This is a genomic window from Kitasatospora sp. SC0581, assembly GCF_048159585.1.
In the GTDB taxonomy this organism is placed as follows: Bacteria; Actinomycetota; Actinomycetes; order Streptomycetales; family Streptomycetaceae; genus Kitasatospora.
Genome location: NZ_JBLRWA010000010.1, coordinates 196,246 through 215,310, shown reverse-complemented (window position 1 = coordinate 215,310; position 19,065 = coordinate 196,246). Strand labels below are relative to the sequence as shown.

Sequence of the window (19,065 nt, the reverse complement as noted above, 5' to 3'; positions counted from 1 at the left end):
CCGGCCGGGCCGGGACCACCGCAACCAGCCCGGTCCGTGCGAGTCGCTGCCGGGGTGGCAGGGGCTGATGCCGGGACGGCCATGGACGGTCGGTCGGTCAGGCGGGACGGTAGTCCGCGTGCGGCGTCGCCCGTTCCCATGCGACCTCGTAGGCCGCCAGGTACCGCTGGGCCAGGTCCGGATCGGTCCGGACCTCCATACCGGCCTCGGCCCACTGCCCGTTCCCGGCGAAGTGGTGCAGGATCACCACCTCGTCGTCCATGACCCAGCCGTCCAGGCCGGGCAGGAGCAGGTCGCCGGCGCGGGAACGCGGCAGCCACCACGCGTCCTCCCCCGCCGCGATGTTCGGGAACGTCACGGCGTACTCGTACCGGATGTAGTCGGTCACCGGCTCGGAGACGACACGCAGTCGGCGCATGGCGACCCCACGGCCGGTCGCCTCGGCCACCACGTCCAGCCGCGACCGCCACCAGGACTCGCGGTCCGCCGGATCGAGCCACCTGCCCTGCTGCCAGGCGATGAACTCGGGGTCGTCCAGCGTGCAGCCGTCGCGCATCTCCGGATGCACCGCCGAGCACCGCGCCCTGGCCGACTGCTCACGAACCGCCGTTGACCTCACTGTCCGGCCGGGGGGATGAACTGGATCACGGCCCTCCGGTGAAGGGCCGCCAAGGGCGTGAAGGAAGCAGTGCCGCAGCCCCCGGCGCGTGGGCGGCGGGGGCTGGCGGGTCAGGCGTCCTCGTCGGGCGGGGCCGCGCGGAGGGTGGTGACGACGCCCAGGGCGACGATGGCGGTCGCGAGGGCGAGGAGGACGGCGAAGGCCGTCCCGATCAGGTATCGCACGAGGTCCTGCGCTCGGCGTCGAGGAGCAGGGTGAGGAGGTTCAGGAGAGTTGAGGCCGGCGCCGTGTTGAAGCGGACGAGGACGCGGCCGTCCATGGTCCGGTCGGTGCCGATCGAGGGGAAGATCAGGCCGAACTCCCGTCCCCGCTCCACGACTTCGTCCAGGAGGGCGCTGATGTGGTCCTCGGTGTAGTAGCGGATCCGGGGGTCGGTCGGCAGCATCGGGTGACGGCCGGGGCGGTAGATCATCAGACGGCGCCCTTCCGCAGCTCAAACCAGACGGATTTGGCACGCTCGTGCGGGTCGACACCCCAGCCGTGGGTGAGGGCGGCGACGAGCTGGAGGCCCCGGCCGGACTCGGCGAGCAGGGACAGCGGCGGGGCGGAGGGCAGCACCGGGCTCTCGTCCGTGACGGAGACCCGGAGGACGTCCCCCTCGGAGATGATCTCGACCAGCGGCGCGGGGGTTTCGGTGTGCCGCCACGCGTTGACGAGGAGCTCGCAGAGCGCGAGCTGCGCGTCGAAGATCGGCGAGGCAGGCCAGCCGACGCGGGTCATGGTGTTGCGGAGCGTCTGCCGCGCGACCGCGATGGTGGGGGTGTTGATGTGACGCATGGGAGTTCTCCCGAGGCGTGAGTGAGGGGGAACCGGCGGAACATGTGTCGCCGTGAGCCAGGCCGGTGGAGAAGGACATGGCTGCTCTGCGGTGCTTGCTAGCAGGCGTTACTGACGATCCGTCGGATCGATGTGAGATCGACCCTAGCGCAGGCCAGTATCCAATTTTCCACTCCTTGGGGAAGTTCACCCTAGGGTGGCAACTGGTGGACCGCCGATCGACACGCGCGGCACACTGGCCACACGCACGCCTGGAAGGAAGCTATGCCGCCACGATCGAACCCAACGCTCCGTCAGCGCAGGCTTGGCACTGAGCTGCGAAGAATTCGCGAGCAGGCCGGGTTCGGTGGCTCGCAGCTCGGTCGTTCCGTAGGCATGAGTCCAGCCCAGGTGACTCAGATGGAATCAGGCCGGATCGGCATCAGTGTCGAACGGCTCCACACCATCGCGGCTGCATGCAACTGCGCCAATCGACCCTTGATCGATGCGCTCGCCGCCATAATCACGGAGAGGGGAAAGGGTTGGTGGGAGGAGTACAGCGAGGTCCTCACATCGGACTACCTTGAGGTCGCCGAGATCGAGGGCCACGCGGAGAAGCTCTCCATGTGCACCACCACGTACATCCCTGGGCCCCTTCAGACCGCCAGCTACGCCTCGGCTGTTTTCAAGAGGATCTATCCACCGCTCCCCCGCAAGGATGTCGACATCCGAACCGCGTTCCGCATCCAGAGGCAGCAGGTCATCCGATCGGGCCGAACACCGTTCCGGGCATTCATCCACGAAGCCGCGCTAAGGATGCAGTTCGGTTGGCCGAAGGTACTCGTGGACCAGCTTGATGCCCTACTCGAAGACTCCCAACAGCCCGGCATCTCCGTTCGAGTCGTCCCCTTCGCGGTCGACACGTTCCCCGGCGCCGGAGAGAACCTGACGTTCGCGGAAGGATCGGTCCCCGAACTCGACACGATCCAGTTGGACGTCTCGCAGGGAGCCCTGTTCTTCGACTCTCCAGCAGACCTTGCCAGGTATCGGGTGATCTTCGCACGTCTTGACACCACAGCTCTCCCTGAAGATGGGTCTCGAAACTTCATCCGATCCATCAAGAAGGAACTGGAAGATACGTATGCCTGAGTCGGCATGGCAGAAGTCCAGATACAGCGCCTCAAGCAATGAGTGCGTGGAGGTCCGCACGGTCAACAGCACGGTCGAACTCCGCGAGTCCGACGAGGGCCACCTCATCCTCCGCACCACCCCAACCGCCCTCGCCGCCCTCCTCCACGGCATCAAGGCCGGCGAGTTCGACCACCACGCCTGAACCCTGTGCGCAGGAAGTCGGCCCGCCCGACTTCCTGCGCAGACACCCCACCGAACCGCTCCGACACCGTCGTCCCCGGAACCGGAGACCGTTGTCCGCCACCCGGCGGGTTCTTGCGCTCCGCAAGGACCCGCCGACAGAGGGACCCTGCTTCCTCAGTGATCATCACGCGGCACCCGCCAGGACCTGACGATCACCCGGTGTGCCGCCGGACCGTACACGGCGCTCTCCGCCAGCGCGTCCCATGCCCGGATGTGGAGCGCGACGTCCGCCGGATCGTCCAGCCACATCTCCGCGTGCCAGGACTCGGTGATCACCAACGTGCCGTCATGGATCGAGAACCCGACTCCCGCAGGCACGTGCAGATCGGCTTCGAAAGGAACGATTCCCAACCGGACGTTCCCACCCGCCAGCCACGGCATCAAAGCCTTCATCTGGGCGGCCATCACGGCCGGCGAGCAGAGACGGGACAGGAGCGCCCCTTCCCACACCAGGAAGTGGAACGAACGCGAGCGATCGGCGAGCACCCTCTGGCGCTCCATCCGAGCCGCCACCGCCGCCTCGACATCACTGATCGAGGGATGAACCCTGGTGTATCGGGCAAGGACCGCCCGAGCGTACGCAGCCGTCTGCAGCAGGCCGGGAATGAGAGTCGGATCGAACGACTGACGATGCCCGGTCTTCTTTCCCAGTGCGGCATGCGCCTCCTGCACCGGTCGCGCGCCACCCGCGAGTTGGCGCCTCCACGACCGGTACTGCGTCTCCAGCGTCCGTAGTCGGCCCACGAGTTCGGCAGCGGCGTCAGGCTTGCCGACGGCCTCCGCCCACGCGACAAGATCCGCCGTGCCGGGCGACTGCCTTCCGTTCTCCAACGTGCTGACCTTGGACTGCGGCCAACCCAACAACGCGGCCAGGGCGCGGCCGGACAAGCCGCTCTCGGCGCGGAGTTCACGCATCCGGGCACCGAGGGCAACCCGTTCCTGCTGAAAGTCGGTGCTCACATGACGGAAACTACCTGAGCCCGGAACTCCGCGTAGCGCACCGCGTGGTGCCAGGCGGCGTCACGGGCCTGGCAGGCGCGAGAGAGCACCACACCAACCGCCCACCGCAGGAGAATATTCGAGAATCATCACTCACTCCACGTGATCCTCCGGGCATCCTGAGTCAGCCTGATCGACTTCGAGGGGAGTGGCCATGAGCCGACGACTGCGGTACATCGGGAGCACCTCGGACAACAGTGGATGCCCGACGCTCTACGAGGACGCGGAGACCGGGGAGGTGATCGTGCAGGGAGACCTGGTGACCGACCCCGACGAGATCGCCCAGCTCCGCGCCGTCAAGCCCGGCGAGGGATTCGTGACCGTGCCGCGCACGCTGCTCGCCGACTTCGCGCCGCGCGACGTGGACCGCGAACGCGTGCTGGTCGACTACGACGAGTTCGAGGAGATGTTCACGACCTTCCAGCACACGGCCTTCCGGCTGGAGACCCGCCGCCGCTACCGGTCGGACGAGGAGTCCGAGACCTACCGGCAGTTCGTGGCCGGACAGGCCCCCGCATGGGACCTGGACCACCCCTGGTGCCGCACGCGCCGCGAACAGTCGGACCTGGGCAAGCGGTTCGAGCGGGTGCGCATCATGGACAACCCGCCCACCGTCGGGCAGCGGTACCTGCTCAACAACTCCGAGCGGAACGGCCTGGTCGGCGAGGACATCCGCTACCTCTGGCGTGCCGACGCCGAGCGGCTCGGCCTCCCGGCGGAGGACGCCTGGCTGTTCGACTCGCGCTACCTCGCCCTGCTGCACTTCGACGCCGAGGACGACATCACCGAGATCGAGGTGATCACCGACCCGGTGAAGGTGGCCCGCGCCTGCCAGGAACGGGACGCCGCCTGGCACTACGCCACCCCGCACCGCGAGTTCGCCGCTGGGGTACCGTCCGGCATGTGAGCACCGACTTCCAGCACGCCAGAACCGCCCTCGGCCTGCGGCTCCGTGAGCTGCGCGCCGGGGGCGGTCTCACCGGCCGGCAACTGGCCGACCGGCTGGGCTGGACGCAGTCCAAGGTCAGCAAGCTGGAGACCGGCCGGCAGACGGCCACCCACGACGACCTCAAGGCGTGGGCCGAAGGCGTCGGGCAGCCCGGGGCGGCGGCCGAGCTGTCGGCGAGGCTGCGCGCCTTCGAATCGGGAACCCGCTCCTGGCGGCGGCAGTTGGCCGCCGGGCACAAGCCGGTGCAGGACACGCTGACCGCCGAACACGACCGCTCGACGGTCATGCGCGCATGGCAGAACTCCACGATCGTCGGCATGCTCCAGACGCCCGACTACGCCCGGCATGTCTTCAGCGCCTTCGTCGACCTCCACCGGTCACCGCGCGACGTCGAGGAAGCCGTACGCGCCCGCGTCCAGAGGCAGGAGAGCCTGTACCGGCCGGGCCGGAAGTACCACATCGTCATGTGGGAATCCGCGCTGCGCGGTCTGATCTGCCCCCCGGCCGTGATGGCCGCCCAACTCGACCGGCTCAGCGGCGTGATCGGGCTGGACACCGTCTCCCTGGGCATCGTCCCGTTCGAGGCCTCGCTCACCTTGCCGCCGGCCAACGGCTTCTGGATCCACGACGACCGGCTCGTCGTCGTCGAGGACTGGCACGCCGAACTCTGGCTCGACCAGCCGGACAACGTGGCGCTGTACCGGCGCGTCTGGGACACGCTGGCCGACTCCGCCGTCTACGGCGCCGACGCCCACCGGGTCATCGCGCGGTGCCGCCGGGCTCTCGGGGGCGGGTGAGGAATCCCCGCGAACTCCGCTCCCAGCGGCTCGAATACCCGAGAATCACGCGCCCGCCCTCGCATCGGACACGCCTAACGTGCTCACTGACACCCGTGAGCGGCACGGGAGTCGACCGACAGCAAAAAGGGGAAGCGCATGCCCGAGTTCGACGGTGGCAAGCACGGTGGCGGCCAGGGCAACGGCCAGGGCGGCGGTCAGCAGGACGACTCCAGCAGCGGCAACAAGCACGGTGGCGGCGGCAGCGACGAGGGCGGGAACACCTCGGACGGCAGCGGCCCGGCGTCCGGGCACTGAGGCATGAGCGACCGGCACGAAGCGGAGGCCGGCCGGGCCAGGCTGGCCTCCGCGCTCATCGCGAACGGGTCCCTCGCCCCCGACTGGCTGGCGTCGTACCACGCCGTTCCGCGCCACTGGTTCGTCCCTGACCTGATCTGGCCGGGCCGGGCGGACGGGGTGCGCCAAGGCGAGTCCGTGCACCGCTTCGCCGATCCGGACGGGTGGTTGGGCGCCGTCTACTCCGACGCGCCGCTCACCACGCAGTGGGACGACGGCGAGCACAGCGGGTTCGACCGCGGCACCGTGCCCACCTCGTCCAGCTCCATGCCGACGATGGTGTTCTCCATGCTCGCCGCCCTGGGCATGGCGGACGGCGACCGGGTGCTGGAGATCGGCACCGGCACCGGGTGGAACGCCGCTCTGCTCTCCCACCGCGCGGGGGCCGGGAACGTCGTCTCGGTCGAGGTGGACGAGGACAGCGCGGCCGCCGCACGGCACCGGCTCGCCCGCGCCGGGTACCGGCCCCGGCTCGTGGTGGGCGACGGCTCGGAGGGCTTCGCCGACGGCCCGCCGTTCGACCGGGTGATCGCCACCTGTTCGGTCCACCGGATTCCGTACGCCTGGATCGAGCAGTCCCGGCCCGGCGCCGTGATCGTCGCCCCGTGGGCGCCCGAGTACGGCGGGGAGGCCGTCGTCCGGCTCACGGTCGGCGACGACGGCACGGCGAGCGGCCGGTTCGTCAGGTCGTCCGCCTTCATGCGGCTGCGCCGGCAGCGGACCGTTCGGCCCGGCAGCCTGGAGTACCTGTCCGGGCCGTGGCCGGCCGACGGGGCGGTCTCGTCGACGGCCCTCTCCCCCGACGCCGTCGGCGGGTGGCCGGCCATGTTCGCCATCGGCGTGCAGGTGCCCGGCGCGTTCCCGCTGACCGAGCGGTACGCCGACGGCACGTACACGCTGTGGCTCCACGACACGGCCGTCACGTCCTGGGCCACCGCCGACTGGGAGCCCGGCCGGACCGCCTACGCGGTGGTGCAGTCCGGCCCCCGCGGCCTGTGGGACGAGGTGGAGGCGGCCTGGCGCTGGTGGCGTCGCCGGGGGCAGCCCGGCTTCGAGCGGTTCGGGCTCACCGCCACGCCCGAGGGGCAGACGGTGTGGCTGGACAGGCCGGACAACCCCGTACCGGCGCCGCACTGACCGGAGTGGGAAGTCGGCCCGGCCGACTTCCCACTCCGCACCCCTCGCCCTCCCCCGGGCGGGGCGCGACCGGGCGGGGGCGCGACCGGGCGTACGTCTACACGGCTCCCCCCAACCGCTGGTAGAGGACGTGCCGGGACTGCCGCGTCCGGGTCACGAGGCCGGCCCGGTGGAGGATCTGTAAGTGGTACGAGGCCGTGGCCGGGCTCAGGTACAGCCGCTGCGCGAGCTCCGTCGTGGAACGCGGCTGGCTCAGCTCCGCCAGCAGCCTGCGCCGCATCGCGCCGATCAGCGGGTGGTCCCGCTCCGGTGCCAGGCAGTCCGCCGGCCCGGCCGGGTAGACGATCAGCGGGGTGCGCGGCGCCGGCACACCGGGCGGCTCGCCCGCGCAGAACAGCGCCCAGTCGACGAAGACGCTCGGCGTCAGGATCACCCCGTCCGCGTCCACCGTCAGCCGGTGGATGCTGCCCGTCCGCAGGTGCACGATCAGCTCGCCCTCGCGCCACTCCAGGTTCGGCGCCAGGTGGTTGAGCGCCTCGGCGAGCCCGGACCGGGCGATCTCCGACGCCCGCGCGGTGACGTCGGCCTCCAGTCTGGCCCGGATCCCCGGCCACGACGTCGCCAGTGCCCCGTGCCAGAACCGCGCCATCTCGTCGGCGAGGCGGCGCGCGACGTACTCCTCCCCCCGCTCCAGGGCCCGCAGCAGCTGCCGCGGCGGCGGGTGGCCGGAACCCCGGTCCCACGCGTGCCCGTTGACGGCTCCCGCCAGTTCGTAGTGGACCCGTTCCCGCGGGGTCGTCGCGATCTGGTGCAGCGCCGTGTCGATGTCGGTCAGGAACGCCGGGGGCTCCGGCCGGATGAAGTCCGGCGCGTACCCGAGCGGACCGCCGCCGCCGACCACGGCCAGCAGCCCCAGCCGGTTGCGGGACAGCGCCTCCGTCGCCCTGGCCCGCCACTGCGGGGTGAGCGTGCCCGGGCTGAAGCCGACGAGGCGCAGCAGGTCCTTCGCCGCGCCCACCGGTGAGACCGCGAACCTGACGCCCCCCAACCCCCGGGCCCCCAGGCGGATCCGGATCACGCGCGTTCCCCCTTCGCCAGCCCCTTCGAAAGAAATCGAATCATTCGATCGGTCGATCGGCTTGGCGTTTGCTGGATTCACCGCACAGTCCAGCCCCGAGAGGAACAGGACCCGTGATCGTTCACAAGAAGCTGGCCGCCGTCGTGGCCGCCACGGCGGCCCTCGTCGTCGGCGCCACGGGCGCGGCGTCCGCCCAGGGCGCCGAGTCCGCCGGTGGTACCGGTGGTGCCGGTCACGTGGCCTGGAGCCAGGGCCAGGCGCCCGGCACCCAGGCGGGCACCCAGGCCGGCGCACTCACCGCCGGCCTCTACGTCCGGATCTACAGCCTGTACCGGGGGACCACCGGCCAGTGCCTGGACGCCGACGCCACCAACGGCGGCAACGGCACCCGGGTGCAGGTGTGGGGGTGCAACGGCACCACCCAGCAGGAGTGGTTCCTGTCCACCGACGGCAGCCTGGAGAACGTGCGGTTCCCGGGCATGTGCCTGGACGCCGACACCAACGGCGGCGGCGGCAACGGCACCCGGGTGCAGCTGTGGCAGTGCAACGGCACCACCCAGCAGAAGTGGTACCACCCGTCCGGGGACCTGGCCATCTACAACGTCCGCTACAACAACGGCAACAACACCGTGCTGGACCGCGACATCAACGTCGCCGGCAACGGCGCCCAGACCCAGCTGTGGGTCAAGAACTTCCAGTCCCAGCAGTGGTGGGACATCCGCACCGCGTGACGCCGACCCGGAGGAGACCACCCATGCCAACCACCGGCCACAGCACAGCGGCCCGCCCCCGGACGAGGCTCGGCACGGGGGCCCTCGGGCTCCTCGCCGCGCTCGCGTTCGCCGTCGGGGCGACGCCGGCCTCGGCGTCGGCGCCGACCACGACGCAGCGGGGCGGCGCGGCCTCGTCCCCCTCGGTCAGGGACGGGGAGATCGTGGAGCTCTGGAACTACAACAGCCAGCACTGCCTGTCGGTCGGGGCCGGGAGCACGGCGGGCGGGGCCGGGATCATCCAGTGGTCCTGCTACGGCGGCGCCGAGCAGTACTGGGGCCTCTACCCGATGCCGAACTCCGGTGGCGGCTACGAGATCGTGAACAAGAACAGCGGCAAGTGCCTGGCCGATCCGGCGAGTTCACCGAACGCCGGCGTCCAGCTGATCCAGTACGGCTGCGACAAGGGGCCGGAGCAGACCTGGTACTTCGGCTCGAACCCGGACACGGGCTTCGCGCAGATCAGCAACCGGGCGAGCGGCCTGTGCGCCGCGGTCGGCGGTTCGAGCACGACGCCGGGCGCCCCGGTCGTCCAGTGGCCCTGCACCGGCGGCTCCGAGCAGCGGTGGACGACGTCCGGTTGACGGCCGGACGACCGGACGGCCGCCGGTGACCGGGTCTCGCGGCTTCTCCCCCACGAAGCCGCGAGACCCTGCCCGACGCGGCCCGGCCCGACGTAGCCCCGGCGGGCGGCTGCCCGTCCGTCAGAGGCGGTCGGCGTCCAGGACGGCCCGGGCGAAGGCCTCGGGTGCCTCCTGGGGGACGTTGTGGCCGACGTCGGGCAGGGTGCGGTGGAGGTACGGCCCGGTGAAGAGCTCGCGGTAGGAGGCGCCGTCGCCGGGGGCGGTGAAGGGGTCGCGGCCGGGGTCGAGGGTGACGGTGGGCACGGCGATCCGGGGGCGGGCGGCGAGCCGGTGCTCCAGCTCGTCGTAGCGGCGCTCGCCGTCGGCCAGGCCCAGGCGCCAGCGGTAGTTGTGGATGACGATCGCCGCGTAGTCGGGGTTGTCGAAGGCGGCGGCGGTGCGCTCGAAGACGGCGTCGTCGAAGGCCCAGGTCGGCGAGACCTGCCGCCACACCAGGCGGCACAGCTCGCGGCGCCTGTCCCGGTCCTCCATGGCGAGGCGCCCGCGTTCGGTGGCGAAGTAGAACTGGTACCACCAGGTGTGCTCGGCGGCGGGTGCCAGCGGCTCCTTCTGCGCCTCGACGTCGGTGATCAGGTAGCCGCCGACCGAGACCAGGGCCCTGACCCGCTCGGGCCACAGCGCGGCGATGATGTCGGCGGTGCGCGAGCCCCAGTCGAAGCCGGCCAGCACGGCCCGCCGGATGCCCAGCGCGTCCATCAGGGCGAGCACGTCGAGGGCGACGGCGGACTGCTGGGCGTTGCGCACCGTGCGCTCGGACAGGAAGCGGGTGCTGCCGTGGCCGCGCAGGTAGGGGACGATCACGCGGTAGCCCCGGGCGGCGAGCAGCGGGGCGACGTCGATGTAGGGCCTGTCTTCAAACTCCCGTCGTCCGCCCGGAGGGCGGGCGGGGCGGCGTTGGGGTGCGTGCATCGCAAGGCGGAGGAGGGAGCCACTGCGGTGGGGGCACCTCCCGGCCGAAGGCTGGGGGCCATTGGCGACCGACGACAACGCGGCGAGGTGCGCTTGTGCCCTGGGGGTACCTCCCGGCCGAAGGCTGGGGGAGCGTCGCCCCGCAGACGCGAGTGTGAAGACAGGCCCTAACTGTGGATGTCGTACGGCCAGCCGTGCAGGCAGATCACGGCGGGGCCGTCGGCCGGCCCGTCCTCGGCGTAGCCGACATCGAGCACGCCTGCCCGGACCCGGGCCAGGCGGGAGAAACCGGTCCGGCCGGGCACGGGGGACCCGGCCGGACCAGCGGCCCCGGCAACCCCGGCGGCCCCGGCGGCCGGTGGCAGGGCGGCCAGGGACAGCGCGGTGGTGCCCGCGCCGAGTCCGACGGCCCTGGTGAAGGTGCGCCTGTCGATCATTCCGGTTCCTCCGCCTTCGCGAACATGCCGCCCGGGAGCATGAACTGACGGTTCGTCAACGTACCGGACCGCCGCCGGGTGCCGTGGGCAGCACCCCGGGACGGCCGGGGCACGGGTGGCGCCCGGGGCCCCGCCGGAGCGGGCCGGACAGGACCGGGTGGGGGCGAGGGGGCCCGGGTTGCGGGTGGGGGCCGGGGTGGGAGGCAGGCGGCGGCGACGGCGCCCCGGCGGCGAGCCCCGGGCGCGGCCACGGCATGATGTGCCCATGGCCTTCGCACCCCTCCTCGGCGAGCGCCGCGCACGTGAACTCGCCGGACGGCCGTGAGCCGGCCGGTCGAGCCGGGATCGCCCGGCGCCGGATTCGCGTTCGTGGGACGTCAACCTGAACTGGACCGTCTCACCGACTCCATGCTCCGCCCGCCCGCCGTCGTCCTGATCGAGGGCGAGGCCGGCCTGGGCAAGTCCCGCCTGGTGGCCGAGGCCGCGGCCCGGGCCGCCGCCGCGGGCCGCCGGGTGCTGACCGGCTTCTGCCACCCGCTGCGCGAGCCGCTGCCCTTCGGCCCGGTGGTGGACGCGCTGCGCGGCGTCGGCCCGTTCCTGCCGCCCGCGGACCGCATCCCGGCCAGTGCCGGGGCGCTGCGCCCGCTGCTGCCGGACCTCGCCGACCGGCTCCCGCCCCCTCCCCCGGGCGCCCCCGGCGAGGGCCCGCCGGGGCTGCGGCTGCTGGTCCAGGCGGTGCGGGCGCTGCTGGGCGCGCTCGGCGAGACCGTCCTGGTCGTCGAGGACCTGCACTGGGTGGACGACGCGACCCGCGAGCTGCTCCTGCTGCTGGCCCGGGACGTGCCGCCCGGCCTGGCCCTGGTGCTCACCTACCGGGCCGAGGACCTGCCGCCGGACACCCCCGTCCTCGGCGCCGCCTACCGGCGCCCGGCCGGGGTGGGCGGCGCGCTGCTGCGGCTGTCCCCGCTCGCCGAGGCCGAGGTGCACGAGCTGGCCCGGGCCGCGCTCGGCCCGCGCGCGACCGCGGCCCTCACCCGGGTGCTGTTCGAGCGCAGCGAGGGCCTGCCGCTGGTCGCCGAGGAGGACCTGATCACGCTGGGCGAGCGGCGCGGCGCGGACGCGCTGACCACCGCCGCGGACCTGGCCGCCGACCTGGAGCAGTCCGAGGTGCCGCGCGGCCTGCGCGACGCCGTCACCGAGCGGCTGGCCGTGCTGTCCCCGGACGCGGCCGCGATCGCCTGCGCGGCCGCGGTGCTCGGCGTGCCGGCCGGGGAGGAGCTGCTCGCCGCCGTGGCCGGCCTCGACGCGCAGGCCGCGGCGGACGGCCTGACCGAGGCGCTGCGGGCGGCGGTGCTCAACGAGAAGCCGCTGGCCCGGTACGGCTTCCGGCACGTCCTGGCGCAGCAGGTGGCCTACCGGCGGCTGCCGGGGCCGCGGCGCGGCGCCCTGCACCGGCGCGCGGTGGCGGCGCTGGGCGCGCGCGAGCCGAGGCCGCTGGTGCAGATCGCCCATCACACCCTGGCGCTGGGCGACCGGGCGGCCTGGCAGGAGGTGGCGGAGGCCGCCGCCGACCAGGCGGTGGCGCTCGGGGACAGCGGCAGTGCCGGGCCGCTGCTGCGCCGGCTGCTGGACGAGCCGGACCTGGACCCGCGCCGGCGCGGGCGGGCGGCGCTGGCGCTGGCGCGGATCGCCGCCGACGGGGTGGACTCGCTGGCGAGCGCCGCGACGCTGACCGCGATCATCGCCGATCCGCGGCTGCCGGTGCCCGACCGGGGCGAGATCCGGCTGTCGCTGGGCTTCCTGATGGCCGTGCACGGCGGGGACCGGGCCGGTTTCGACCGGATCGAGGAGTCCCTGGAGGAGCTGGAGCAGCGCCCGGACCGGGCGGCCCGGGCGATGGTGGCGCTGGCCATGAACGAGCGCGACGGCGCCGGCGAGCGCGCCTGGCAGTGGCTGGAGCGGGCCGAGCGGGTCCTGGCGGCGAGCCCGGACGAGGAGGTCGCGGCGGCCGTACGGGCCACCCGGCTGACCTTCCTGGCCCGCGAGGGCGACCCGTCGGTGTGGGAGCGGCTGGAGGCGCTGCCGCGCAGCTCGGAGCGGCCGGAGATCGTCCGGCAGACCACCCGGGCGCTGTACAACGTGGGCGAGATCGCCGTCGAGCTGGGCCACGACCGGCGGGCCGCGCGGCTGTTGGAGGAGAGCCGGCGGCTGGCCCGACAGGCGGCGATCCCGTACCTGGAGTGCTACAGCCGGATCGCGCTGGCGCGGCTGGACGGGCTGGCCGGGCGGTGGGAGGGGCTGGAGGAACGGCTGGCCGCGCTGGGCGCCGAGTTCCCCGACCTCGCGATGGCCGGCATCGAGCAGGCGCTGCTGCTGGGCCGGCTGGCGGCCGCGCGCGGGCAGCTCGCGGTGGCGTACGCCCGGTTCGCGGAGGCGGAGCCGTACGGGGAGCGGGAGTCGCAGGTGACCGGGGCGCTGCGGGTGGCGGCCGGGCCGGCGGCGCTGCTGCTGGCGGAGGGCGACGTCGCGCGGGCGGCGGCGGTGGTCGCGCCGGCGCTGGACACCCTGCGCGCGGCGGGGGCCTGGCCGCGGGCGGCGGAGCTGCTGCCGGTGGCGGTGGAGGTGCTGCTGGCCGGGGGCGACCGGGCGGGCGCGGCGGAGCTGGCCGGGCAGGCGGGGGCGGGCCTGGAGGGCCGGGACGCGCCGGCCCCCCTGGCGGCGCTGGCCTTCGCCCGGGGCCTGCTGCTGGCCGACGGGGGCGACCCGGCGGGCGCGGGCGCGGAGTTCGTGCGCTGCGCCGGGCTGTGGCGGGAGATCGGGCGACCGTACGAGGCGGCGCGGGCCGAGGAGCGGGGCGCCGCGGTGTCGGCGGGGGTCGACCGGGCGGTGGCCGGGGAGCTGATCGGCGCCGCCGAGCGGGCCTACCTGGCGCTGGGCGCGGCCTGGGACGCGGCCCGCTGCCAGCGGCTGCGGCGCGAGCTGGGCCTGGGGCGGGCGGCCTCGCCGGGGCGGCGCGGCTACGGCGAGCGGCTGTCGCCGCGCGAGCGGCAGGTCGCGGCGCTGGCGGCGCAGGGTGCGGCGAACCAGGACATCGCCCGGGCGCTGTTCCTGTCGACCCGTACGGTCGAGCACCACGTGGCGAGCGCGCTGCGCAAGCTGGGGGTGGGCCGGGCGGGGCTGGGCGAGGCGCTGGCCGCGGAGGACGGGGCCTCCTGAGGAAAAGGGGTCCCGCCCGCTCCCTCAAGAGGCGGGACCCTGTCCGTGGTGTCGGCCGGGCCGGTGGGTGGACGGTCGGCCGTGCCGGTGGTGGGTGGGTGGCCGGTCAGCCGTGCCGGTGGTGGCCGGCGCGCTCGACGAGCCGGGAGAGCCGGGCCAGGCGGGCCAGGCCCGGGCGGCGCAGGCCGCTGCCGCTGCGGCGGGCGGGCAGGACCAGTCCGGGGTCCGGGGCGGTGAAGTGCGCGTCGGCGTAGAGCCGCAGGCGTTCGCGACGGGTCATGGGGGCGACCTCCGGGGGGTGAGGGGTCGTCGGCTTGGGCGGGTTCCAGGAAACCGGCTGGGCCGGGGCGGGAACAATGCGTACCGCTACCCAATCCCCCGTACCGAATCCTGGGTACCCACCGCTCCCCCGGACCGGCGGACGGCACACCCCGGGCCGTCCGGCCACCGGTGCTGACCCGGGCGGGTGAAGAAACCACCCGTCAGGCTTCGATTCCCGCCGGCGCAGGTACGAGGTTCTGCTGTCCGTGTCGCCTCCCGACAGCGAGGTTCCCGTGTCACCTGTCCGACGGCTGCGGCCGCGTCCACCGCACGTCCTGTCCGCGCTGCTGGCGGTGGTGCTCGGTGCGGGCGCCGCGGCCCTGGCGCCGCCGCTCGCCGCGGGGGCGCCGCACACCGGGCACGCCCGGGCGGCCGCGAAACCGGCGGCCAGGGCCGCCGAGGCCGCCGCGCCGAAGCCGCGCGGGGCCGGGACGCAGCGTCCGATCGGCCCGGACCCGGTGGTCGACCTGCTGGCGCACGGCAACCTCACGATGGCCTCCAACTCGGTGCTGACCTGCGACGACAGCGACGGCACGGTCTGCTCGGACACCGAGGGCTCGAACAACGGCCGGACCAAGTTCATCAAGGTCGACCCGAACGCCCCGGGCCCCAACGCCGCCTCCGCGCAGCTGCTGCTGCCGGCCGGGGCGAACGTGCTGTCCGCCCGGCTGTACTGGCAGTTCAACCCGACCAACACCAGTACCGCGGGCGGCACCTCCGGGGACATCAACAAGGGCAACCAGGTGTCCTGGAAGGTCCCGGGCGCGAGCGGCTACCAGCAGGTGACCGCGGACACCTACGACTGGTTCGACCAGAAGGTCGGCGGGAACCCGCCGGAGCCCCTGCTGGCCGGCGGGGCGGTCAAGGACGTGACGGCCGAGGTCCGGGCCGCCGGCCCGGGCAGCTACACCGTCGCCGACATCCAGGCGTGCGCCGGCCGCTCCTCCGCGCAGAACTACGGCGGCAACAACGTCGGCTGCTGGGGCGGCTGGTCGCTGGTCGTCGCGTACGAGGACCAGGCCGAGCCGCTGCGCTACCTCCAGGTCTGGGACGGCTACCAGCTGCTGCGCGACCCCGACAACTCGACCACGCTGACGCTCGGCGGCATCCGCACCCCCGCCACCACGGCCCCGCGGGCCACCATGGGGATCACCGTGGGCGACGGCGACGCGCCGATCGCCGGGGACACCCTGGCGGTCGGCTCCACGCCGGAGAACCTGACCCTCCTGCCGATGCCCGGCCCCAACGGGGTCGGCACCGACAACGCGTTCACCAGCCGGATCGACCACGTCGCCGCGGACGGCACCGGCACCAACATCACCACCCGCGACCCCGACCCGGTCAACAACTACGGCTACGACGCCCGGATGATCGACGTCACCGGCAAGATCCCGGCCGGCAGCGAGCAGGCCCTGGTCCGGATCAGCGGCGCCGGCGACGCCCTGGAGCCGCAGGCCGCCTGGCTGGCCCTCGACGCCCTCGAACCCGACCTGCGGATCACCAAGGCCAACACCCCGCCGGGCAGCCCCGACGACAACCCGCCCGGCCTGGTCGGCCCCGGCGAGACCATCACCTACACCTTCTCGGTGGCCAACCGCCGCCAGGACGGCAGCAGCACGGACCTCGACACCGCCACCGGCGTCACCCTGACCGACACGATCCCGGCCGGCACCACCTTCGTCCCCGCCTCCAACCCGGCCTGCCAGGCCAGTGGGCAGACCGTCACCTGCACCGTCCCCGACCTGCCCCCGGGCGCCGAGGCCAACGTCGCCTTCCAGGTGACCGTCGACGCCTCCACCGCCGTCGGCACCCACCTCGACGACACCGCCACCCTGCGCTTCGAGGGCAGCCAGACCCGGCGGGCCCAGGAGCGCACCAGCAACACCGTGCGCAACACCGTGGCCGCGGTGCCCGGCTACACCGTCCTCAAGACGGCCACCCCCACCACCGCCAAGCCCGGTGACACCGTCCGCTACCGGATCCAGGTCACCAACACCAGCCAGGTCGACGCCCCCGGCGTCACGCTCACCGACGACCTGGCCGGCGTGCTGAACTCCGCCGCCTACGACAACGACGCCGCCGCCGACCGCGGCCAGGTCCAGGTCACCGGCACCACGCTGACCTGGAGCGGGGACCTGCCGGTCGGGGCCACCGCGACCATCACCTACTCCGTCACCGTGCGCTCCACGCTGACCGCCGACGCCGTGCTGCGCAACGCCGTCACCTCCACCACCTACGCGAACAACTGCGCGCAGGGCTCGACCGACGCGCGCTGCCGCACCGAGGTCCCGGTCACCGTGCCCAGCCCGAGCCCGTCGCCGAGCCCGTCGCCCAGCCCGAGCCCGACGTCCTCGCCGAGCCCCGGCCCGACGACCTCGCCGCAGCCGAGCCCGAGCCCGAGCCACACTCCGCCGCCCGGCCACGGCGGCCAGCTGCCCGAGACCGGGAGCAACGCGGCCACGGTCCTGCCCTTCGTCGGCCTCGCCGCGCTCGGCGCCGTCGCGACGGGCCTGCTCCTGCTGCGCAGGAGCCGCCGCACCCGCTGAGCCCCGCACCCGCACGACCCCACGGCCGCGCCCACGCCCCCCGCGTGGGCGCGGCCCCGTGCTGTCGTCCGCCACCGGGCACGCCGCGGCCCCGCACCGCCGACGGGGGCGCTGCGGGGCCGGGGCGGTACGGGGCCGGGGCGCCGGTCAGCCGCGCGGGGCGCTGTCCAGGGCGCGGGCGTCGGCGGCGATCAGGCCGGCCCGGTCGGCGACGACGCCGCGGCCGGCCTGGTCCTCGGCCCAGGCGGCGAGCGGCCGGTACTGGCCCTGGCCGAGCATCGTGGTCAGGGTGGCGACGGCGTTGGGGTCGGCGCCGGAGGTGAGCACCAGGGAGGCCAGGCCGGTGGGGGTGGCGGCGACGGTGAACCCGGTGGTGGTCTCGGCGCGGCCGCCGGGGCCGGTGGCCTCGGCGCGCAGGGTGTGCCCGCCGAGCGGGAGGGCGGTGGTGTCCAGGGCGGTGCCGGGCGCCAGCTCCTTGCCGTCCAGGGTGAGGCGGACGGTGTCGGCGCCGGTGGACTGGACGGCGGTCACCGGCCGCGCGGCGCGGTCCAGGGTGGCGCCGGCGGCCGGGGAGGTGATCGCCACGGTGGGCGCGGCGGGCCGGACGGGGGTGCCGCCCTGGAGCCAGGCGCTGTTCCAACCGGCGAGCTCCGCCGGGCGGTTGGTGATGACGCCGTCGACGCCGGCGGCGTCCAGGGCCTTCCAGCGGGCGGCCGAGTCGACCGTCCAGACGTTGACCGCGACGCCGGCCGCGTGCAGGTCCTTCACCACGTTCGGGCGCGCGGCGAGGCCGGCGTCGGACGGGTTGTAGGCGGACAGGCCGAGGTCCCTGGCGACCGCCACCGGGTCGGCGTCGAAGTCGCCGCGCAGCAGGCCGAGCGGCAGCTCGGGGGCCAGCTCGCGGGTGTAGCGCAGGGCGTCGACCTCGAAGCTCTGGACGAAGACCCGGCCGGTCATGCCGTGGTCGCGCACCTCCTTGACGATCCGGGCGACCTCGTCGCGGCTGTGCTGGCCCTTGATCTCCAGCAGCAGGCTGCCGCCGCGGGTGCGCAGGTCCTCCAGCTGGGCGGCCAGGGTGGGGACGCGGGCGCCGGCGTAGGCGGGGCCGAACCAGGAGCCGGCGTCCAGGGAGTCGATCTGGGCGGCGGTCAGGTCGCGGACGCGGCCCTTGCCGTTGGTGGTGCGGTCGACGGTGTCGTCGTGCAGGACGTAGGGGACGCCGTCCTTGCTGGGCTGGACGTCGTTCTCGATCCACTCGGCGCCGCCGCGGCGGGCGATCTCGTCGGAGAGCAGGGTGTTCTCGGGGGCGGCGGAGGAGGCGCCGCGGTGGGCGAAGACGGTCAGCGGCGCGCCGGCCGGGCGCAGCCAGCCGCCGGGGGCGAGCGCGGTGACCTTGAGGTCGTCGAAGGAGACCGTGGAGCCGTTGACCACCAGGGCCTGGCCGCCGTCGGCGCTGCGGGCGACCAGGGTGGTGCGCAGGGCCTCCTTGCCGTCGAATATCCAGAGGGCGGTGGTGCCGTGGACCTCGACGGCGATGCGCACGTCGCGGCCGGTACCGGCTGCGGTGGGGGCCGCGGCGGTGTTGGTGACGTTCCAGACGTTGGCGGGGGTGCGCTGGGCGAATTCCAGGCCGTTGGCGGCGGTGGTGCCGGTGCGCATGGTGGCGATCGACCAGGGGGTGACGCCGGACGCGGGGACGTCCAGGCCGAGGGCGGTCCAGCGGGCGCTGTCCTGGACGCTCTCGAAGCGGGCGGTGGCCTCGATGCGGAAGTCGTCCAGGTGGCGGCCGAAGGTGATCCGGCTCTGCTGCCCGGAGTTGGCGGAGGTGCCGACCAGGCGGCCGCCCTCGACCTTCCAGTCGCCCTCGACGGCGGTGAAGCCGGCCGGCAGGGCGGGGCCGGAGAAGTGCTCGTCGAGGACGACCTCGCCGGGGGCCGGGGCGGCGCCGGCCGCGGCGGCCGCGGGGGCGGCTTCGGCGGAGACGGCGCTGGGGACGTTCAGGGCGACGGCGGCGAGGCCGAGCGAGGCGGCGACGGCGGCGGCGAGCAGGCCGGTGCGGCGGGCCGAGCGGGGGCGGTGACTCTGTGTCATGCGCCGCAGGTTAGGGGCGATTGCCG

The 19,065-nt window shown here is 74.0% G+C and carries 18 protein-coding genes and 2 pseudogenes; 11 read left to right on the top strand and 9 right to left on the bottom strand.

The window, feature by feature from the left end:
* Positions 1–97: 97 nt before the first annotated feature.
* The 3 genes from ACLWS4_RS18820 to ACLWS4_RS18810 all read right to left on the bottom strand — a co-directional run bounded on the left by ACLWS4_RS18820 (position 98) and on the right by ACLWS4_RS18810 (position 1,456).
* A complete protein-coding gene (locus ACLWS4_RS18820) occupies positions 98–619 on the bottom strand; it encodes a DUF6879 family protein (protein WP_416874679.1) in 522 nt (173 codons plus the stop codon).
* Between the two features lie 211 nt (positions 620–830).
* Positions 831–1,091 carry a hypothetical protein gene (locus tag ACLWS4_RS18815; RefSeq protein WP_049649547.1) on the bottom strand — a complete coding sequence of 87 codons (261 nt, stop codon included), beginning with the start codon at positions 1,089–1,091 and terminating at the stop codon, positions 831–833.
* The gene (locus ACLWS4_RS18810) at positions 1,091–1,456 is read right to left on the bottom strand and encodes an ATP-binding protein (RefSeq protein ID WP_074000926.1); all 366 of its coding nucleotides are present in this window, start codon (positions 1,454–1,456) and stop codon (positions 1,091–1,093) included. Before ACLWS4_RS18810 ends, ACLWS4_RS18815 begins: the two co-directional genes overlap by 1 nt.
* 264 nt (positions 1,457–1,720) lie before the next feature.
* Here ACLWS4_RS18810 and ACLWS4_RS18805 point away from each other — a divergent pair.
* From ACLWS4_RS18805 to ACLWS4_RS18795, 3 genes and pseudogenes are all read left to right on the top strand, one after another.
* Positions 1,721–1,930, top strand: a pseudogene (locus ACLWS4_RS18805) (helix-turn-helix domain-containing protein); the annotation flags it as partial.
* A 3-nt stretch (positions 1,931–1,933) separates the two neighbouring features.
* Entirely contained in the window at positions 1,934–2,584 is a 651-nt protein-coding gene (locus ACLWS4_RS18800) for a DUF5753 domain-containing protein (protein ID WP_416874692.1), read from the top strand.
* The gene (locus ACLWS4_RS18795; RefSeq protein ID WP_416874678.1) at positions 2,526–2,768 is read left to right on the top strand and encodes a DUF397 domain-containing protein; all 243 of its coding nucleotides are present in this window, start codon (positions 2,526–2,528) and stop codon (positions 2,766–2,768) included. Before ACLWS4_RS18800 ends, ACLWS4_RS18795 begins: the two co-directional genes overlap by 59 nt.
* A 155-nt stretch (positions 2,769–2,923) precedes the next feature.
* On the opposite strand, the gene ACLWS4_RS18790 is transcribed toward ACLWS4_RS18795, so the two are convergent.
* On the bottom strand, positions 2,924–3,769 hold the full coding sequence (locus ACLWS4_RS18790; protein WP_416874677.1) for a helix-turn-helix domain-containing protein: 846 nt from the start codon (positions 3,767–3,769) through the stop codon (positions 2,924–2,926).
* 193 nt (positions 3,770–3,962) lie between these two features.
* Here ACLWS4_RS18790 and ACLWS4_RS18785 point away from each other — a divergent pair, with 193 nt between their 5' ends.
* The 4 genes from ACLWS4_RS18785 to ACLWS4_RS18770 all read left to right on the top strand — a co-directional run bounded on the left by ACLWS4_RS18785 (position 3,963) and on the right by ACLWS4_RS18770 (position 7,027).
* Positions 3,963–4,715 (top strand): DUF6879 family protein, encoded by a 753-nt coding sequence (locus tag ACLWS4_RS18785; protein ID WP_416874676.1) that lies wholly within the window; start codon positions 3,963–3,965, stop codon positions 4,713–4,715.
* Positions 4,712–5,554, top strand: coding sequence for a helix-turn-helix domain-containing protein (locus tag ACLWS4_RS18780; protein ID WP_416874675.1), 843 nt, complete (start codon positions 4,712–4,714; stop codon positions 5,552–5,554). Before ACLWS4_RS18785 ends, ACLWS4_RS18780 begins: the two co-directional genes overlap by 4 nt.
* 138 nt (positions 5,555–5,692) lie before the next feature.
* Entirely contained in the window at positions 5,693–5,851 is a 159-nt protein-coding gene (locus tag ACLWS4_RS18775) for a hypothetical protein (RefSeq protein ID WP_181970350.1), read from the top strand.
* Between the two features lie 3 nt (positions 5,852–5,854).
* Entirely contained in the window at positions 5,855–7,027 is a 1,173-nt protein-coding gene (locus ACLWS4_RS18770; protein ID WP_416874674.1) for a methyltransferase domain-containing protein, read from the top strand.
* 97 nt (positions 7,028–7,124) lie between these two features.
* On the opposite strand, the gene ACLWS4_RS18765 is transcribed toward ACLWS4_RS18770, so the two are convergent.
* Complete coding sequence (locus tag ACLWS4_RS18765; protein WP_380740289.1) at positions 7,125–8,105, bottom strand: ArsR/SmtB family transcription factor; 981 nt, start codon at positions 8,103–8,105, stop codon at positions 7,125–7,127.
* 113 nt (positions 8,106–8,218) lie between these two features.
* Between ACLWS4_RS18765 and ACLWS4_RS18760 the strand changes: the two genes are divergently transcribed.
* Together ACLWS4_RS18760 and ACLWS4_RS18755 are read left to right on the top strand one after the other, a co-directional pair.
* Positions 8,219–8,836 carry an RICIN domain-containing protein gene (locus ACLWS4_RS18760; protein WP_416874673.1) on the top strand — a complete coding sequence of 206 codons (618 nt, stop codon included), beginning with the start codon at positions 8,219–8,221 and terminating at the stop codon, positions 8,834–8,836.
* A 23-nt stretch (positions 8,837–8,859) separates the two neighbouring features.
* Positions 8,860–9,459 (top strand): RICIN domain-containing protein, encoded by a 600-nt coding sequence (locus ACLWS4_RS18755; RefSeq protein ID WP_416874672.1) that lies wholly within the window; start codon positions 8,860–8,862, stop codon positions 9,457–9,459.
* A gap of 120 nt (positions 9,460–9,579) precedes the next feature.
* On the opposite strand, the gene ACLWS4_RS18750 is transcribed toward ACLWS4_RS18755, so the two are convergent.
* Both ACLWS4_RS18750 and ACLWS4_RS18745 read right to left on the bottom strand, forming a co-directional pair.
* Positions 9,580–10,428, bottom strand: a complete 849-nt coding sequence (locus ACLWS4_RS18750) for an alpha/beta fold hydrolase (RefSeq protein ID WP_416874671.1) — start codon at positions 10,426–10,428, stop codon at positions 9,580–9,582.
* A 170-nt stretch (positions 10,429–10,598) separates the two neighbouring features.
* Positions 10,599–10,865 (bottom strand): annotated as a pseudogene (locus tag ACLWS4_RS18745) (alpha/beta hydrolase); the annotation flags it as partial.
* A 369-nt stretch (positions 10,866–11,234) separates the two neighbouring features.
* On the opposite strand from ACLWS4_RS18745, the gene ACLWS4_RS18740 reads away from it, so the two are divergent.
* Entirely contained in the window at positions 11,235–14,081 is a 2,847-nt protein-coding gene (locus ACLWS4_RS18740; protein WP_416874670.1) for an ATP-binding protein, read from the top strand.
* 106 nt (positions 14,082–14,187) lie between these two features.
* Here ACLWS4_RS18740 and ACLWS4_RS18735 read toward each other — a convergent pair whose 3' ends face one another.
* Complete coding sequence (locus ACLWS4_RS18735) at positions 14,188–14,361, bottom strand: hypothetical protein (protein WP_158077773.1); 174 nt, start codon at positions 14,359–14,361, stop codon at positions 14,188–14,190.
* Positions 14,362–14,635: 274 nt separating this feature from the next.
* On the opposite strand from ACLWS4_RS18735, the gene ACLWS4_RS18730 reads away from it, so the two are divergent.
* A complete protein-coding gene (locus ACLWS4_RS18730) occupies positions 14,636–16,948 on the top strand; it encodes an LPXTG cell wall anchor domain-containing protein (RefSeq protein WP_416874669.1) in 2,313 nt (770 codons plus the stop codon).
* A gap of 147 nt (positions 16,949–17,095) precedes the next feature.
* On the opposite strand, the gene ACLWS4_RS18725 is transcribed toward ACLWS4_RS18730, so the two are convergent.
* Complete coding sequence (locus tag ACLWS4_RS18725) at positions 17,096–19,039, bottom strand: glycerophosphodiester phosphodiesterase (protein ID WP_416874668.1); 1,944 nt, start codon at positions 19,037–19,039, stop codon at positions 17,096–17,098.
* Between the last annotated feature and the right edge of the window lie 26 nt (positions 19,040–19,065).

Coding starts and splice junctions, on each gene's coding strand:
- ACLWS4_RS18815 (WP_049649547.1), bottom strand. CDS start 1,091: ATGATCTACCGCCCCGGCCGTCACCCGATGCTGCCGACCGACCCCCGG.
- ACLWS4_RS18810 (WP_074000926.1), bottom strand. CDS start 1,456: ATGCGTCACATCAACACCCCCACCATCGCGGTCGCGCGGCAGACGCTC.
- ACLWS4_RS18795 (WP_416874678.1), top strand. CDS start 2,526: ATGGGTCTCGAAACTTCATCCGATCCATCAAGAAGGAACTGGAAGATA.
- ACLWS4_RS18785 (WP_416874676.1), top strand. CDS start 3,963: ATGAGCCGACGACTGCGGTACATCGGGAGCACCTCGGACAACAGTGGA.
- ACLWS4_RS18775 (WP_181970350.1), top strand. CDS start 5,693: ATGCCCGAGTTCGACGGTGGCAAGCACGGTGGCGGCCAGGGCAACGGC.
- ACLWS4_RS18770 (WP_416874674.1), top strand. CDS start 5,855: ATGAGCGACCGGCACGAAGCGGAGGCCGGCCGGGCCAGGCTGGCCTCC.
- ACLWS4_RS18755 (WP_416874672.1), top strand. CDS start 8,860: ATGCCAACCACCGGCCACAGCACAGCGGCCCGCCCCCGGACGAGGCTC.
- ACLWS4_RS18750 (WP_416874671.1), bottom strand. CDS start 10,428: ATGCACGCACCCCAACGCCGCCCCGCCCGCCCTCCGGGCGGACGACGG.
- ACLWS4_RS18735 (WP_158077773.1), bottom strand. CDS start 14,361: ATGACCCGTCGCGAACGCCTGCGGCTCTACGCCGACGCGCACTTCACC.
- ACLWS4_RS18725 (WP_416874668.1), bottom strand. CDS start 19,039: ATGACACAGAGTCACCGCCCCCGCTCGGCCCGCCGCACCGGCCTGCTC.